This is a genomic window from Cupriavidus necator N-1, assembly GCF_000219215.1.
Classification (GTDB): Bacteria; Pseudomonadota; Gammaproteobacteria; order Burkholderiales; family Burkholderiaceae; genus Cupriavidus; species Cupriavidus necator.
Genome location: NC_015727.1, coordinates 1,283,587 through 1,298,526, shown reverse-complemented (window position 1 = coordinate 1,298,526; position 14,940 = coordinate 1,283,587). Strand labels below are relative to the sequence as shown.

At 57.9% G+C, this 14,940-nt stretch carries 13 protein-coding genes and 1 pseudogene; 10 read left to right on the top strand and 4 right to left on the bottom strand.

Translation table 11 applies throughout. The annotated features are described in order from the left end of the window. Positions 1-315: 315 nt before the first annotated feature. The 4 genes and pseudogenes from CNE_RS35840 to CNE_RS43260 form a co-directional block, all read right to left on the bottom strand. Positions 316-960, bottom strand: a complete 645-nt coding sequence (locus CNE_RS35840) for a response regulator transcription factor (RefSeq protein ID WP_013959673.1) — start codon at positions 958-960, stop codon at positions 316-318. Next, entirely contained in the window at positions 957-3,887 is a 2,931-nt protein-coding gene (locus CNE_RS35835) for an ATP-binding protein (protein WP_148271783.1), read from the bottom strand. Before CNE_RS35835 ends, CNE_RS35840 begins: the two co-directional genes overlap by 4 nt. 374 nt (positions 3,888-4,261) lie before the next feature. Beyond that, positions 4,262-4,555: pseudogene (locus tag CNE_RS42580) on the bottom strand (transposase); the annotation flags it as partial. Then, positions 4,533-4,724: a hypothetical protein gene (locus CNE_RS43260; protein ID WP_148271782.1), complete on the bottom strand. Its 192-nt coding sequence runs from the start codon at positions 4,722-4,724 to the stop codon at positions 4,533-4,535. The pseudogene CNE_RS42580 and the gene CNE_RS43260, both read right to left, overlap by 23 nt. A gap of 733 nt (positions 4,725-5,457) precedes the next feature. On the opposite strand from CNE_RS43260, the gene CNE_RS35825 reads away from it, so the two are divergent. The 10 genes from CNE_RS35825 to CNE_RS35780 all read left to right on the top strand — a co-directional run bounded on the left by CNE_RS35825 (position 5,458) and on the right by CNE_RS35780 (position 14,933). Further along, the gene (locus CNE_RS35825; RefSeq protein ID WP_013959669.1) at positions 5,458-6,963 is read left to right on the top strand and encodes an aromatic/alkene/methane monooxygenase hydroxylase/oxygenase subunit alpha; all 1,506 of its coding nucleotides are present in this window, start codon (positions 5,458-5,460) and stop codon (positions 6,961-6,963) included. 24 nt (positions 6,964-6,987) lie between these two features. Continuing rightward, entirely contained in the window at positions 6,988-7,248 is a 261-nt protein-coding gene (locus CNE_RS35820; protein ID WP_013959668.1) for a toluene-4-monooxygenase system B family protein, read from the top strand. Positions 7,249-7,256: 8 nt separating this feature from the next. Then, positions 7,257-7,592, top strand: coding sequence for a Rieske 2Fe-2S domain-containing protein (locus CNE_RS35815; RefSeq protein ID WP_013959667.1), 336 nt, complete (start codon positions 7,257-7,259; stop codon positions 7,590-7,592). A gap of 17 nt (positions 7,593-7,609) precedes the next feature. Then, positions 7,610-7,924, top strand: a complete 315-nt coding sequence (locus CNE_RS35810; RefSeq protein ID WP_013959666.1) for an MmoB/DmpM family protein — start codon at positions 7,610-7,612, stop codon at positions 7,922-7,924. Positions 7,925-7,936: 12 nt separating this feature from the next. Continuing rightward, positions 7,937-8,923, top strand: a complete 987-nt coding sequence (locus CNE_RS35805; protein WP_013959665.1) for an aromatic/alkene monooxygenase hydroxylase subunit beta — start codon at positions 7,937-7,939, stop codon at positions 8,921-8,923. Positions 8,924-8,966: 43 nt separating this feature from the next. Beyond that, complete coding sequence (locus CNE_RS35800) at positions 8,967-9,965, top strand: 2Fe-2S iron-sulfur cluster-binding protein (RefSeq protein WP_013959664.1); 999 nt, start codon at positions 8,967-8,969, stop codon at positions 9,963-9,965. 139 nt (positions 9,966-10,104) lie between these two features. Continuing rightward, entirely contained in the window at positions 10,105-11,484 is a 1,380-nt protein-coding gene (locus tag CNE_RS35795) for an OmpP1/FadL family transporter (protein ID WP_013959663.1), read from the top strand. A gap of 192 nt (positions 11,485-11,676) precedes the next feature. Further along, a complete protein-coding gene (locus CNE_RS35790) occupies positions 11,677-12,657 on the top strand; it encodes a PDR/VanB family oxidoreductase (protein ID WP_013959662.1) in 981 nt (326 codons plus the stop codon). A gap of 77 nt (positions 12,658-12,734) precedes the next feature. After that, positions 12,735-13,790 carry an aromatic ring-hydroxylating dioxygenase subunit alpha gene (locus tag CNE_RS35785; RefSeq protein WP_013959661.1) on the top strand — a complete coding sequence of 352 codons (1,056 nt, stop codon included), beginning with the start codon at positions 12,735-12,737 and terminating at the stop codon, positions 13,788-13,790. A 36-nt stretch (positions 13,791-13,826) separates the two neighbouring features. Further along, positions 13,827-14,933 (top strand): S-(hydroxymethyl)glutathione dehydrogenase/class III alcohol dehydrogenase, encoded by a 1,107-nt coding sequence (locus CNE_RS35780; RefSeq protein ID WP_013959660.1) that lies wholly within the window; start codon positions 13,827-13,829, stop codon positions 14,931-14,933. Positions 14,934-14,940 lie beyond the last annotated feature (7 nt).

The window sequence follows — 14,940 nt, the reverse complement described above, 5'->3', positions numbered from 1 at the left end:
GGCAACAGAAGGCAGTAGCCAACGATGCAGCGCGATAGCCCCTTGCGGCATTTATCGCCCATCGCTCGGGCGCTATGCGAATGTCAGCATCCTCGACGACGAGGGCCCACGCAGTTGCACCGGGCTGCTAAGACAGTTTCCGATGTCCCTACACATGGACATCGAATTGCGCGCTGTGGGACATCCAACATTTGGCCCACGACCACGAGCAGCGGTGATCCCCTGTCGATCCATGCGCCTTTGTGAGGCATGGATCGAAACGCATCACGTCATGGCCGAGACCTCACCACGCGCCGGGACATCCACATGCTGCGATCAGATCGCAGAGTCTTTCCCTTCGCTGGAAACGCCGGATTGAAGCTTTTCAACCATCCGCACCAGTTCCGGTAGCGATCGCGCCTTCATTTTCTGCATGATGTTGTGCCGGTGTACCTTTATGGTTACCTCTGCGATGCCAAAATCGGCGGCTACCTGCTTATTCAGCATCCCCCGAACAATCAACGGCATCACTTCCCGCTCGCGCGCGGTAAGCGTCGCATATCTGTGCTCAAGCTCACCTCGCTCGGCCTGTTGCTGCCGGGTAATGAAGTTGTGCGCGAGCGCCTCACGAATGGCGCTCAGCAGGTCTTCTTCACGAAATGGCTTCGGCAGAAATTCCAGCGCTCCGGCTTTCATAGCGCGCACCGTCATCGGGATATCCCCATGACCGGTAATAAATATCACCGGAATCCTGTCCTTCGCGTCGAGCAGCATACGCTGTAAGTCTAGCCCGCTCAGCCCGGGCATACGGACGTCCAGCACCAAGCACGTGGGGGCATCTGGGCGTGCAAAATCCAGGAATTCCTGAGCCGATGCGAAGGCTTCGACGCGCAGCCCGACTGAACGAACGAGGCTGGTCAGTCCTTCCCGCACAGAAAAGTCGTCATCGACCAGAAAGACGAGGGGCTCGATCGGGTTCATGATCCATCCGATGCTGCAATGGGGAAAGTGAAATGGAAGCTCGCGCCGAAACCGTCGTTCGGCATCGCCCAAAGCTGTCCGCCATGGGTCTCGACGATCGAGCGGCAGATCGCGAGCCCCATTCCCATGCCCTGCGGCTTAGTCGTGTAGAAGGCGTCAAAGACCCGCTCAAGTTGACGAGTATCGAGGCCCACTCCTGTGTCACGTATCGCGACATGCACGGCGCTCTGGTCATTCCTTTGAGTGGTCACCATTAAAACTCGGGCTCGCCCCTCGACCAAACTCATTGCCTCGATCGCGTTCATGACCAGGTTCAGAATGACCTGTTGCAATTGAACTCGATCAGCCGCTACAGGTGGGAGGTTGGGGGCTAATGCTTCACACAGAGAGATGCGGTTACTGCGCAGCGAATCCTGTACCATGCTAATCACTTCGGAAACGACCTCGTTTGGGCGAATTGCCGTTCGTTGTGGTTCTTCCCGTTTTAGGAACTGCCGGATCCTGGCGATCACGTTTCCGGCCCGGTTTGCGTCGCGGATGATGCGCTGCACCGCCTCATGCGCTTCTTGCTCGTTCGGCGGTGAAGCGGCTAGCCAGCGGAGGCAGGCGTGGCCGTTTGCCACCACTCCAGCCAAGGGCTGGTTTACTTCATGCGCGATGGACGCCGCTAGTTCACCCATCGTGGTCACGCGGCTGACGCGGGCTAGTTCCGCTTCGGTCTGCGCAAGCGCATGCTCCGCCCGTTTGCGTTCGGTAATATCTTCGACAATGCCGACCAGCATAGATTGCCTACTTCCGTCTCCAGGAATCAACGACACGCTAGTGTCCACCCAGACAGCACTGCCATCCTTGCGTGAATATCGCTTCTCCAGTCGATACTCGCGCCGCTTGCCTCCCACGAGGTTGGCAATGTGCAATCGAGCTATGGCTCGATCCTCTGCCGGCGTGATCGACTCGATCGACAGCCGCGTAAGTTCCTTTTCGGTGTATCCGAGCATCCGGCGAAACGCCGGATTGGCCGCCATGAACTGTCCATCGGTATCGGTCAATGCTATGCCCACGGCCGAATTCTCGAAGACCACCCGCCAGCGTTGCTCCGACGCCCGCTCTGCGGCAAGGCTCCGCTGCAATTCTTGACGGCTCGCAATGAGCTGCCGGGCTAATTGCCCAAGGTCATCGTTCTGGCTCGCGAGTTCTTTCTGCAGTACGTCGCGCGCAGATTTCATCCGGATGAGATTGCGGACCCTCACTCGTAGCTCGTGAACCGAAAACGGCTTGATGACATAGTCTTGCACCGAACTTGCTAGAAGTTCCAGTCGAAGTGCGTCGTCGGCCCTGGCCGAAAGCACTAGCACGGGCACTTGTGCGAGCGATGCTTGCTTACGCATCTCCGCAACGAGTTCGTCGCCGGAGAGCTCGGGCATCATGAGATCAGTGACGACGAGATCAGGCGGCTCCGCAATGGCGGCTGCCAATGCTTTCGAGCCGTCCATCGCGTGCTCGACGCGATATTCGTCGGCAAGTATCTGGGAAAGGAAGCGCCCCATTTCGACATTGTCTTCGACCACGAGCACGCGCGGTCGGTCGAGCGCTTGTCGGCTGTCTGCGTAGGGCAGTTCAGTGGCCAGCAGGGCCTCATTCACATCAACATTTACGGCGGGCACAACACGCTGTGGCAGGGCAACGTCCTGCCTAACGTAAGTCCCCTTCGGTGCTAACAATGGCAATTCAACTTGGAAGAGTGCGCCGCCCCCCGGGGCTTCAGACATGGACACCGTGCCGCCGTGCAGGTCGACAAACTCCTTGACGATGGCCAAGCCCAGTCCAGTGCCCCCAAACTCACCGGCCATGCCCGCGCGCCCCTGGCAGAATGGTTCGAAGAGGACAGTTCGCATCTCTGGCGCGACCCCTGGCCCGCTATCCTGCACGGTGACAAGAAAACGACTGTTCCCGCTCGGCTCGAGCCCGCATCTGATACGGCCACCCGGCGGCGTGAATTTGAAAGCGTTGGAGAGCAGATTCAGCACAATACGCTCAAATTTCTGCGGATCGACTTCTGCTTCGCAGGCCTCTGGTAACGCAACCACGTAGGAATACGACCGCTGCGGCGCCAGCGTGTCGAAGTGTGCAGCGACGGCACGGACGGTGTGCGCCACGTCGATACGCGCATAATCGAGCGATATCTTGCCGGCGTCGAGTTTGGCGAGGTCGAGCAGGTCGTTGACGTGCTTGAGCAGCGTGGTGGCGTTGCGACGAATCACAGTCAAGTCGCGCCTCTGCTGCTCGTTCAGATTGTCGCTGCCCGCAATCAAGGATTCCGCCGGCCCAAGGATGAGCGCTAGCGGTGTGCGAAGTTCATGGCTGACTTTGGCGAAAAAGTCGCTCTTCAGCGCGTCGATCTGCCGGATCTTGTCGAGTAGCTGCTGTAACTCCTCATTCTTGCGCACGATTTCCGCCTCGGACCGCTTTTTCTCGGTGATGTTGCGGGCTTCGGCAAGCAGAAACATGACCTCGTTACGCCGGTCCTTAACGGGGAGCAGCGAGAAGTCAACGATGATTGTCTCCTCGCCACCTGTCCGCCCATAGACTTCCACGTCAAAGCGCACGAACTCGCCCCGACAGGCGCGTTCGATAGCGTCCTGTGCACATTCCTGAGTCTGCTTTGAGACACACCACCACCGTGCCTCCCAGAACGGCTTGCCTTGGATATCGTCCAGCCGGATACCGGCACCCGCAAGCGCAGCCTCGTTGATCTCCAAAGTCAAGCCGTCAGCGTCCAAGAGCCCGACGAATTGGTACATCTGGTCAAGTACGATGCGTGCAAGCTTTTCACGGTGCGTCCGCAAACCATCGGTCGCGCGCAATGTGACGCCGCCCACGCGAAGCGTCTGCCCGTGCGAGAACAGTTGGGGATTGATGGTTTGCATGGTTCTGTTCCGGTGTCGTTGCGGGATCATGCGTAGGAAACGGCCAGCGTTCACCGATCGCTGAAGTCTTTGCAGGTTCCCGGAGATTTCGGAAGTGTTGTACACCATTCTATTCCTTCTGGTGAATTCGGAGTCCTACCTAATCCCGTCCTCGTGAAGCTCTTAGTGCGTTGCATCTCACGATCGATGCTTCCGGATAAGCGCGCCATCTTCAGGCTGGGCCGCATTCGGCTTGACTTCGCCGAAGGGTTCCTTCTAAACCAATGTGTAATAGCCCACCGACGCCCCGCGCACTAATCTACGGACACTGTTTGGTGCATCTGAGCCGCCAGTCAAATAGCCGATACTATTGATCCGGCATTCATGAACTTGAATCACGCCCCGTACTCGACCGAATGATGCTGAGAATAACGTCGAATGCGTTCGGGCTGTTTCTTGACACTGCGCAGGTGGCTGGACGCGGCCTTGACGAGTTGCAGTTTTTTACGAGCCGATGCCCGTGAGGTGCCCGCCTGCTTGATCGCGGCGTTGGCCATTTCGTCGGGATTGAGTTCGGGACTGTAACTGGGCAGGTAAAACATTTCGATCTGCTCGTTGTGATGGGCCAGCCAAGCTTTGACCGGCTTGCTGTGATGCGCCCTCAGGTTATCGAGAATCAGAAAAGCCCGTGTCGGCGAGCGCTTTGCACAGACCGGCCCAGTTGCCTGCGGCGCATTTCATGCTTAACCGCACCTTCGAGAACCGCGCTATGACGTTCTCGTACACGCTTGCTTTGACGCGCGCATGCGTGTCCCAGTTTGCGCCGGCCACCGCGACCGCCATCACCGCATTGCTCAAGTCCGAAAAGTCCGACACATGGGGTGTTAATGGGATGGACGCCCCCTTAAGTGGATGAATGGTGCGGACCAGTTCTGCAATCAGGCGAATGAAAAGCCGGATGCGCGCTCCGTCATGGCCGGCCAGGGGTGGCTGGAAAGGCTTTCAAGATGCAGGGCTATAGCAGCCTTGGGGAAGAGATCCTTTACCTGGGCGTAGGGATGTCGCCTTTTGGGGGCCGTACTCCGGTCAGTACATGAATGAAACGATTCAACGCTTGCTCTGTCCCGAATTCTGCGTGAAATTTCTGATTCGCATCTGACGACTCGCGCTGAGTATCTCCTCGCCGAGCAGGGGATTGGCACCGGCTACCGCCCTGGACACGATGAGCGCGCCTACCATCTCGCTGTAAACGCGATTGTCTCGTGGCGCGCATCGTCACTGTCGCTGTCGGCGCTCAGCGACGAGGCCTGTCAAGGTTTCAATCCTCACCTCAAAGCCGCTTGCAAAGTTCGACTGTGCCTCATGGTCTAGCCGGCGGACGTCCGCGGTAAGGCCGGCTACGGCGGAGCTCTGCTTGATATCGCTGCAGCCTGCCTGACAGGAAATAGTCAACCATTCGGCGCGACTTCGTCGGCCGCCGTCTAAACCAATGTGTAATAGCCCGTCTGCACGCTGCCCACTAATCTACGGACACTGTCTGGTCCACCTGAGCGGACAGACAACTAGCCGATACCAAATAGGAGACATCACCATGGCGTTATTGGAACGCGCGGACTGGTACGACATTGCACGCGCCACGAACTGGACTCCAAGCTACGTTGCGGAGTCCGAATTGTTTCCCGAAATTATGACTGGTGCCCAAGGCATCCCAATGACGAGCTGGGAGTCCTACGACGAGCCATACAAGACCTCCTATCCCGAGTATGTGCGGATCCAGCGGGAGAAGGATGCAGGAGCCTACTCTGTCAAGGCTGCCCTGGAGCGCAGCCGCATGTTTGAGGACGCGGACCCGGGCTGGTTGTCGATCCTGAAAGCACATTACGGCGCCATTGCGCTTGCAGAGTACGCGGGGATGAGTGCAGAGGCTCGCATGGTCCGATTCGGCCGAGCACCTGGCATGCGAAACATGGCTACGTTCGGCATGCTCGATGAGAACCGGCACGGACAGCTGCAACTGCATTTTCCTCACGATTACTGCTCCAAGGATCGCCAGTTCGATTGGGCCCACAAAGCCTATCACACGAACGAATGGGGCGCGATCGCTGCACGCAGCGCCTTCGACGACCTGATGATGTCGCGCAGCGCGATCGAGATCTCAGTGATGCTGACGTTCGCATTCGAGACGGGTTTCACCAACATGCAGTTCCTCGGACTCGCAGCGGATGCAGCCGAAGCGGGCGATTTCACATTCTCGAGCTTGATCTCCAGTATCCAGACTGATGAGTCGCGTCATGCACAGATCGGCGGACCCGCGCTACAGGTGCTCATTGCGAATGGCAGAAAAGAAGAGGCCCAGAGGCTCATTGACGTCGCGATTGCGCGAGCCTGGAGGCTATTTAGCCTGCTCACCGGTACTGCGATGGACTATTACACCCCGCTGGAGCACCGGAAGCAGTCGTTCAAGGAGTTCATGCAGGAATGGATCGTCGGCCAGTTTGAACGCATGCTGATTGATCTGGGTCTCGACATCCCGTGGTACTGGGATCAGATGATCAACGAGCTTGACTACCAGCATCACGCATACCACCTCGGCGTCTGGTTCTGGCGCCCGACGGTCTGGTGGAACCCAGCCGCTGGTATGACACATGAATGCCGCGACTGGCTAGAGGAAAAATATCCCGGCTGGAACGACACGTTCGGTGCGGCCTGGGACGTCATCATCGAAAACCTGCTGGCAGGCAAGCCAGAACTGACCGTTCCGGAGACGCTGCCCATTATCTGCAACATGAGCCAGCTGCCAATCTGCGCGGTCCCAGGAAGCGGATGGAACGTCAAGGATTATCCGCTCGACTACAACGGCCGCACGTACCACTTCAACTCTGAGATCGACCGTTGGGTGTTCCAGCAAGACCCAGTTCGCTACCGTGGCCACCTTTCCTTGGTGGACCGGTTCCTCGCCGGCCATATTCAGCCGCCTGATCTGTCGGGTGCACTCAAGTATATGAATCTCGGGCCGGGTGAAATGGGTGACGATGCGCACAAGTACGCGTGGGTCGAAACCTACCGCGACATGCGATATCAGAAGAAGGCCGCCTAAGGCCGCAATCGAACGGAGGATGACATGGCAGTCTTTCCAGTAATTTCCAATTTTCAATACGATTTCCTACTTCAGCTGGTCGCTGTCGATACCGAAAACACCATGGATGAGGTGGCCGCTGCAGCCGCTCATCATTCGGTCGGCCGGCGCGTTGCACCTCGGCCGGGCAAGGTGGTCAGGGTACGGCGCCAGGGCAGCGACCAGTTCTATCCGCGCGACGTGAAACTGAGCGAGACGGACATCAAACCGATGGAAGCGCTCGAATTCATCTTCAGCGAAAATTGAGCTCGGCTATGAATTTCCAGAAAGTTTGCACCCTCGATGAGTTCTGGGAGGGCGAGATGATCGAGGTGGAGATCGACAATCACGTGATCGTCTTGGTCTGGCCAGAGGGCGAGGAACCGCGCGCATTCCAGGGCATCTGCCCGCACCAGGACATCCCACTCGTGGAAGGAAAGTTCGACGGTCGTGTACTGATGTGTCGCGCTCATCAGTGGACGTTCGACGCGCGCACCGGGCGAGGAATCAACCCAGGAGACTGCCGTCTCGCCGAGTATGCGGTGAAGCTGGACGGAGACGACGTTCTGGTTGCCGTCGATGGCGTCCAACCGCTTTTTGCCCATTCCTAATTGGATAGAACTACACCATGAGCATCAACAAGACGGCAGACGCCTACCGCAACAACCGGGTCGGCCCTGTGCTGCGCGGAAGCGATATTACAGCCGGCGTGATCGAGGCCGCGCGGGAGGACAACCCAGGCAAGGATATTCGCATTGACGACAAAGTAGCGTATGTCCGCATCGATACCGACGGCGAATTGATCCTGCGCCGCTCCACCTTGGAGGAAGCGCTCGGTCGCCCATTCAAGATGTCTGAGCTGGAAGTCAACCTCAGTTCGTTTGCGGGCCGGATCGAAATCTCGGACGACCAGGTTCGATTCTATTACGAGAAGACGCTTTAAACGGAGGCGAAGATGTCCCAACCCGAGTTTCTGAAACCCCTGAAGACCTGGAGCCACTTGGCCGCTCGGCGGCGCAAGCCCAGCGAGTATGAAATCGTTACGACAAATCTTCACTACACCACTAACAACCCCGAAGCACCATTCGAGCTAGATCCGAACTTTGGGATGGCGCAATGGTTCAAGCGCTATCGAAATTCGTCAGCGCTAAGCCATCCCGACTGGAATGCGTTCCGCGATCCAGACGAAATGGTTTACCGTACCTACAATCTGCTCCAGGACGGTCAGGAAACCTACGTTTCTGGGTTGTTGGACCAGTTCTCGGCGCGCGGCCACGATGCGATGCTCGAGCGCACGTGGGCCGGTACCTTGGTGCGCCTTTATACGCCGGCACGCTTCCTGTTTCACGCACTGCAAATGGGGTCGGCATATTTGGCGCAGATGGCCCCAGCTTCGACCATTTCCAACTGCGCCGCTTATCAGACTGCCGATTCACTGCGCTGGCTAACGCATACCGCCTATAGAACGCGTGAGCTCTCGCGCACGTTCACCGACCTCGGGTTCGGTCGCGACGAACGTCACTATTGGGAGCAGGATCCTGCGTGGCAGGGTTGGCGCAGAGTTGTCGAACAGGCGCTGGTCGCGTGGGACTGGGCCGAAAGTTTTTTCGCGCTCAACCTTGTTGTTCGACCGGCCATGGAGGAGACCGTGCTGCGCGGTCTCGGACAAGCCGCCCGGCATAACGGCGACATGCTGTTGGGGCTATTGACCGACTCACAACTTGCCGACGCTCAGCGGCACCGACGATGGGCCGCCAAGTTGGTCGGAATGGCGCTGCAGCAAGAGTCGAACGGCTCCGCCTTCGCGACGTGGTTAAACAAGTGGGAACCATTAGCCGACGAGGCTGTGGCGGCGTATTGCGCCGCGCTGCCTGACGCACCTGAAGCCCAGGCAAGCGCGATTGCCGCTACACGAGACTTCAGGCTCACGATCGGATTGTAATGAAGGGGCCGAGGCGACTCGGCCGTGCCCACGGGAAACGGCGATGGAACACCAAGTAACGATTGAAGGCGGCGAGGCATTCAGCGTCGCCGCCAATGAGGACACCTTACTGCGGGGCGCGTTGCGTGCCGGCGTCGGATTCCCGCACGAATGTAGCGTTGGCGGCTGCGGAGCGTGCCGCTTCGAGCTCGTCTCCGGCACTATGGAGACGCTATGGCTGGAAGCACCCGGGCTGGCCGAGCGCGACCGCCGACGTGGCAAGCGGCTCGCCTGCCAGTCGCGACCAACCAGCAACTGCACTATTCGCGTGCGCTGTGCCGACTCTTACCGGCCGATCGTAGATCCCAACCGATGGTCCGCAGTACTGCTAAATAGGCGCGCGCTGACACCGGACATGAGCGAATTTACGCTCCACGTCCCGGACGCGGCGCAATTCCGGCCGGGCCAGTATGCGTTGTTGTACCCGCCTATGGCGCAAGGCGCGCGCGCCTATTCGATGTCGAATCTTTCCAATGGCGATGGCCTCTGGCAGTTCATTATTCGCCGAGTCCCCGGGGGAGCGAGCAGCAACGCGTTGTTCGACATCCGCGTCGGCGAGAGGATAACGCTCGATGGCCCGTACGGCCACGCCTTTCTGCGTGATGAAAATGAGCGCGACATCATCTGTATCGCCGGCGGATCCGGCTTCGCACCGATGCTTTCTGTCGCACGTGGAGCCCTCGCGCAGCCAGGTTCAAGGCGAGTCAGCTTCTTTTATGGAGCCCGCACACAGGCCGATCTTGGCGCCTCGGCAGAACTCGACGAAATCGCGCACGAACGGCTCGATACAACTATTGTGCTTTCGACCCCTCAGGTATCGTCTCCTTGGAGGGGTGCGACCGGCTTCGTGCACGAAGAGGTCGAGCGTGCGATTGCGAGGCCGTTGAACCGTTATGAATTCTATTTCGCAGGGCCGGCGCCCATGGTAGATGCCATCCAGACCTTGCTCATGCAAAAGCATCAGGTTCCATTCGCGCAGGTCCATTTTGATCGATTCTTATGACGACCTCATCATCGGCATCAAGTATCGATATCTCCCTCCGAGCCCCGCCAATGTATTAACGAGCATGCTCGAGGAATAACTTCCGAGCGCTCTCATTGATGGGAAGAGGGCAGATAAGAAATAGATCAGGAGACAAGTTGTGAAGTGTCGTTACGCTCGTGTGGCGTCCGCTATCTGTGCGGCCGTGCTGTGCCCCCATGCCAATGCAACGGAGGTATTCAACATGGAAGGTTATGGGCCGATCTCCCGCGGCATGGGAGGCATCGGCGTAGCCTATGACATCGGCTCTGCTGCGATGATGTTGAATCCCGCGACGCTTGGATTGATGCCAGAAGGAAAGCATATCTCTATTGGACTCGACGTGGTGAACACCGACATCAAGGTTACGAACACCGCGACCGGGGAATCTGTGCATTCCGGGAAGCATGGAAGCAACAATGGTCCATACTTTGCACCGGAGCTGGCTTTCGTCTATCGCCGCAATCCCTATGCTTTTGGCGTCGGGGTATTTGCGGAAGGTGGGGTGGGAACACAATACGGATCGAGCAGCTTCCTCTCCCGGACAACCACGAACAGTGTGGATACAGGGCTGGACAACTTTTCCCGGCTGCTCGTGTTGAGGATCCCGTTCTCTGCCGCGTACAACGTGACGGATAAACTGACAGTGGGCGGATCGCTCGACGTGGTGTGGACCGCGTTGAACGTCGGAATGCTGTTGGACGCATCGCAGATCGGCGGATTGGCTGCGGCAAATCGTGTTTCTGGCACCCTGGTGCCCGCGCTGCTTGGAATTCCGGGGCTTTCGGGCGGCCACATCAGGTTTTCACGTGACGGCCTAGTTGGTGGCGGAGCTGATGCCTGGGGCGTAGCCGGAAAATTGGGGATGACTTATCAGCTTGCGCCAAGCACGAGAATTGGAGTGGCATATAGCTCCAAAACGGCCGTTGGTGATCTCAGAGGTAATGCTACTCTGAATGCGGTGAGCGCAACGGCCGGCAACATCCCGGTGAGCGGAACCATCGTGGTCCGAAATTTTCAAATGCCAGCGCAATTCTCTCTCGGCATTAGCCACGACATCACGGACAACCTAACGGTCGCCGCCGATTATCAGCGAATTTTTTGGGCAAGCACGATGAAAAATATCAATATTGGATTCACAAGCTCCGGAAATGGCGCCAATTTGAACATCTCTCTACCTCAAAATTATAGAGACACCAATGTTTTTGGTGTCGGAGCCAGCTATCGTATCAATTCGAAATGGACGTTCAGAGGCGGGGTGCGTTACGCCCAGGAAGCAATACCTGGCGACAGTCTTCTTGCGGTCATTCCGGCGACGCCAACAACCCATTTGAGCACAGGCGCCTCATATGCAATCGGCAAGGATGACATTCTCGATTTCGCGCTGTCGCTTGCCTTGCAGAAGACACTCACGAACCCAGGCGGAACGAATAGCTCCGTTCCGATCAGGACGGAGCATTCCCAACTCAACGCGGTTATTGCTTATCGAAAGCGCTTCTAGTGGTAGGAGATGTGCATGACCTGTGCGGATTTGGTTAGCGCTTGTCTCAAGGCGATCGGAAAATCGGCTTTCGCGAGCTGACGTCATGTCGTCGTGTATAGCTGGGATTCAGGGCGCGGCAACGCCGATTCGGTGCCAACGTCACGCGAATGTGGAAGTAGCCAGGACAGGTAGTAAGACGGGAGACATCGCATGAACACGCAAGACATTCACGTAGCAACCACGCTAAAAGTGTTGGTCAGGGAGAAGGAGACGGTCGCCGACGGAATAGTACGTTTCGAACTCCGCCCGACCTCGGGGGAACTGCTGCCCTCATTCACCGCAGGGTCGCATATCGACGTCACCCTACCCAACGGCGCGGTGCGGCAGTATTCGCTCTGCAATGCGCCGGACGACAACGGCCGCTACGAAATTGCGGTACTGCTCGAACCGCTAGGCCGAGGCGGCTCACGTAGCGCCCACGTCGACCTGCATCGAGGCTCGGTCCTACAAATCAGCCCGCCGCGCAATCTCTTTCCACTGTCGGACGCCGGGCACTCGATCCTCATCGCAGGCGGAATCGGTATCACGCCAATTCTCAGCATGGCGCATCATCTGGCCTGCGGCGGCCGATCCTTCGAATTGCACTATTGCACGCGATCGGTGGCTCGCACCGCGTTTCTCGAGCGGATCACTTCGTCCGAATTCGCGGATAGCGTCACGATCTACCACGACGACTACACTCAGCAGGAACGGTTCTCAGCAAGAAACACGCTCGCCAGTCCAACTGACGATACGCACATCTACGTATGTGGACCGACCGGATTCATGGATCACGTCATCGGCGTCGCACTCGCTGCCGGATGGCAGACGGCAAACGTGCACCGCGAGTATTTCGTCGCACCTTCGGCAGATACATCGGGCGATCGTCCGTTTACGGTCGAGTTCGCTCGGACCGGGCAAGCCGTCGTCGTGCCACCTTCCCAGAGCGTAGCGCAGGCCCTTGCAGCGCACGGCATCGACATCCCAGTCTCGTGCGAACAGGGGATCTGCGGCACCTGCATGATGCGCGTGCTCGAAGGCGAGCCAGACCATCGCGACACCTTTCTGACCACTCAGGAACACGCCGCCAATGATCGCTTTACCCCCTGCTGTTCCCGGTCGAAGACAGCCCGTCTAGTGATCGATTTCTGATTGTTTCATTGCCGGGAAAGCTGTGCTCAGTCAACCCCGGAACGAATCGTTATAACTTGAGCTATGGAGTGAGCGAGATGAAAACCCAATCGCCTTATCTGATGAATGCCTGGTACGTCGCGGCGCTCTCGACGGAAGTGGGACCTGAGGAGCTCTTTCATCGAAAGATCCTCGACGTGTCCGTGATGATTTATCGAAAACAGGACGACGGCACTCCTGTCGCGATGCATGACCGGTGCCCCCATCGATTCGCGCCGCTGCATCTCGGCAAGCGGCACGGTGACGAGGTTTCATGCCCGTACCACGCGCTTCGCTTCGATTGCTTGGGGACGTGCACACACAATCCACACGGGACCGGCCATATTCCTAAAGCGGCAAGTGTGAAAACATTTCCGCTCGCCGAAAAGTACGGCTTCGTCTGGATCTGGATGGGAGATGAGGCGCCCGATCTCAAGCTGCTCCCGGATTACAGCGAACTCGACATTGGTCACGCGAACGCTGTCGGCTACACGTACATGCACATGCCGGTCAACTATGAACTGATCATCGATAACGTGATGGACCTCAGCCACATCGACCACGTCCACGGCGAAATCATCACAACTCGTGGCAAGCTGTCCCCGGTCATTCCGAAAGTGGCAGATGTTCAGCGCACCGTGAACGCCCGGTGGGAATGGACGCAGAGTCCTGCGATGATGATCTTTGCAAACTTCTTGCCTCAGCCAGAAGAGGAAGCGCGCCACTATTTCGACATTACGTGGGCACCGCCCGCCAACATTCAGCTTTCGGTCGGAGCCGTTCAGGGCGAAATGTCGTTTGACGATTACATCGGCCAGTACGATTTGCACACCACGACGCCCGAGACTCAAGGCAGCACGCATTACTTCTTCGCGACTCGGCGTAATCATATCGTGGAGGACGGCGACTACAACAAGATGAAGATTCAGGCCATGCACGGGGCGTTCGAGAACGAGGACGGACCCATCATTTCCGCGGTACAGCGAGAAATGGGGGACGCAAACTTCTTCGATCTTAATCCGGTTCTAATGTCTAACGACGTCGCAGCTGTCAAGGTGCGCCGCAAGCTCGAGATGCTTATCAGCGCTGAACGCCAGAGAAAGCTGGAGGAGTAAGAGGGCAACCGCTGGACACCAACAGGGACAGTCAATATGAAAACCAAAGCTGCAGTTGCATGGAGGGCCGGCGCTCCGTTGACAATCGAGGAAGTCGAACTCGAGGGTCCGAGCGTTGGTGAAGTGTTGATCGAGCTGAAAGCAACGGGCATTTGCCATACCGACTATTACACGCTGTCGGGCTCGGATCCCGAGGGGATATTTCCCTCGATCCTGGGGCACGAGGGTGCAGGCGTGGTGATCGATGTCGGTCGAGGCGTCGGCACGGTGAAGAAGGGCGATCACGTGATTCCGCTCTACACGCCAGAATGCCGAGAGTGCAAGTTTTGCCTGTCGCGCAAGACAAACCTGTGCCAGAAGATCCGTGCGACGCAAGGCAAGGGCCTAATGCCGGATTCGACATCGCGCTTTTCTCTCGACGGCCAGCCGATCTTTCACTACATGGGGACGTCCACATTCTCAAACTACATCGTTGTGCCAGAGATTGCGGTCGCTAAGATCCGCGAGGACGCGCCGTTCGATAAGGTTTGCTATATCGGCTGCGGTGTGACGACGGGCGTCGGCGCAGTGGTCTACTCGGCGAAGGTGGTGGCGGGCGCGAATGTCGTCGTGTTCGGGCTCGGCGGGATCGGGCTAAACGTCATCCAGGGCGCCAAAATGGTCGGTGCGGACAAGATCATCGGCATCGACATCAACCCTGCGCGCGTCGAACTCGCCAATAAGTTCGGGATGACTCATTTCATCAACCCCAAGGAAGTAGAAAACGTTGTCGACCACATCGTACAGATTACGGACGGCGGCGCCGACTATTCGTTCGAATGCATTGGCAACGTGACGACGATGCGCCAGGCGCTAGAGTGCACGCACAAGGGCTGGGGCCAGTCGTTTGTCATCGGTGTCGCATCTGCGGGGCAGGAGATCAGCACGCGGCCGTTCCAGCTGGTGACAGGCCGGGAGTGGAAGGGCTCGGCGTTTGGCGGCGCGCGGGGCCGTACCGATGTGCCAAAAATCGTCGACTGGTACATGGAAGGCAAGATCAATATCGACGACCTGATTACGCACACGCTGCCCCTAGAAAGAATCAACGAGGGCTTCGATCTGATGAAGAGCGGCGAGTCCATCCGCTCCGTCGTCATGTTCTGAGGTGATC

What these genes read in the sequence shown, in the direction of transcription:
- CNE_RS35785 (WP_013959661.1), top strand. Translation starts at nt 12,735, where the DNA reads ATGAAAACCCAATCGCCTTATCTGATGAATGCCTGGTACGTCGCGGCG.
- CNE_RS35790 (WP_013959662.1), top strand. Translation starts at nt 11,677, where the DNA reads ATGAACACGCAAGACATTCACGTAGCAACCACGCTAAAAGTGTTGGTC.
- CNE_RS35805 (WP_013959665.1), top strand. Translation starts at nt 7,937, where the DNA reads ATGTCCCAACCCGAGTTTCTGAAACCCCTGAAGACCTGGAGCCACTTG.
- CNE_RS35780 (WP_013959660.1), top strand. Translation starts at nt 13,827, where the DNA reads ATGAAAACCAAAGCTGCAGTTGCATGGAGGGCCGGCGCTCCGTTGACA.
- CNE_RS35835 (WP_148271783.1), bottom strand. Translation starts at nt 3,887, where the DNA reads ATGCAAACCATCAATCCCCAACTGTTCTCGCACGGGCAGACGCTTCGC.
- CNE_RS35810 (WP_013959666.1), top strand. Translation starts at nt 7,610, where the DNA reads ATGAGCATCAACAAGACGGCAGACGCCTACCGCAACAACCGGGTCGGC.
- CNE_RS35825 (WP_013959669.1), top strand. Translation starts at nt 5,458, where the DNA reads ATGGCGTTATTGGAACGCGCGGACTGGTACGACATTGCACGCGCCACG.
- CNE_RS35815 (WP_013959667.1), top strand. Translation starts at nt 7,257, where the DNA reads ATGAATTTCCAGAAAGTTTGCACCCTCGATGAGTTCTGGGAGGGCGAG.
- CNE_RS35840 (WP_013959673.1), bottom strand. Translation starts at nt 960, where the DNA reads ATGAACCCGATCGAGCCCCTCGTCTTTCTGGTCGATGACGACTTTTCT.
- CNE_RS35820 (WP_013959668.1), top strand. Translation starts at nt 6,988, where the DNA reads ATGGCAGTCTTTCCAGTAATTTCCAATTTTCAATACGATTTCCTACTT.
- CNE_RS35800 (WP_013959664.1), top strand. Translation starts at nt 8,967, where the DNA reads ATGGAACACCAAGTAACGATTGAAGGCGGCGAGGCATTCAGCGTCGCC.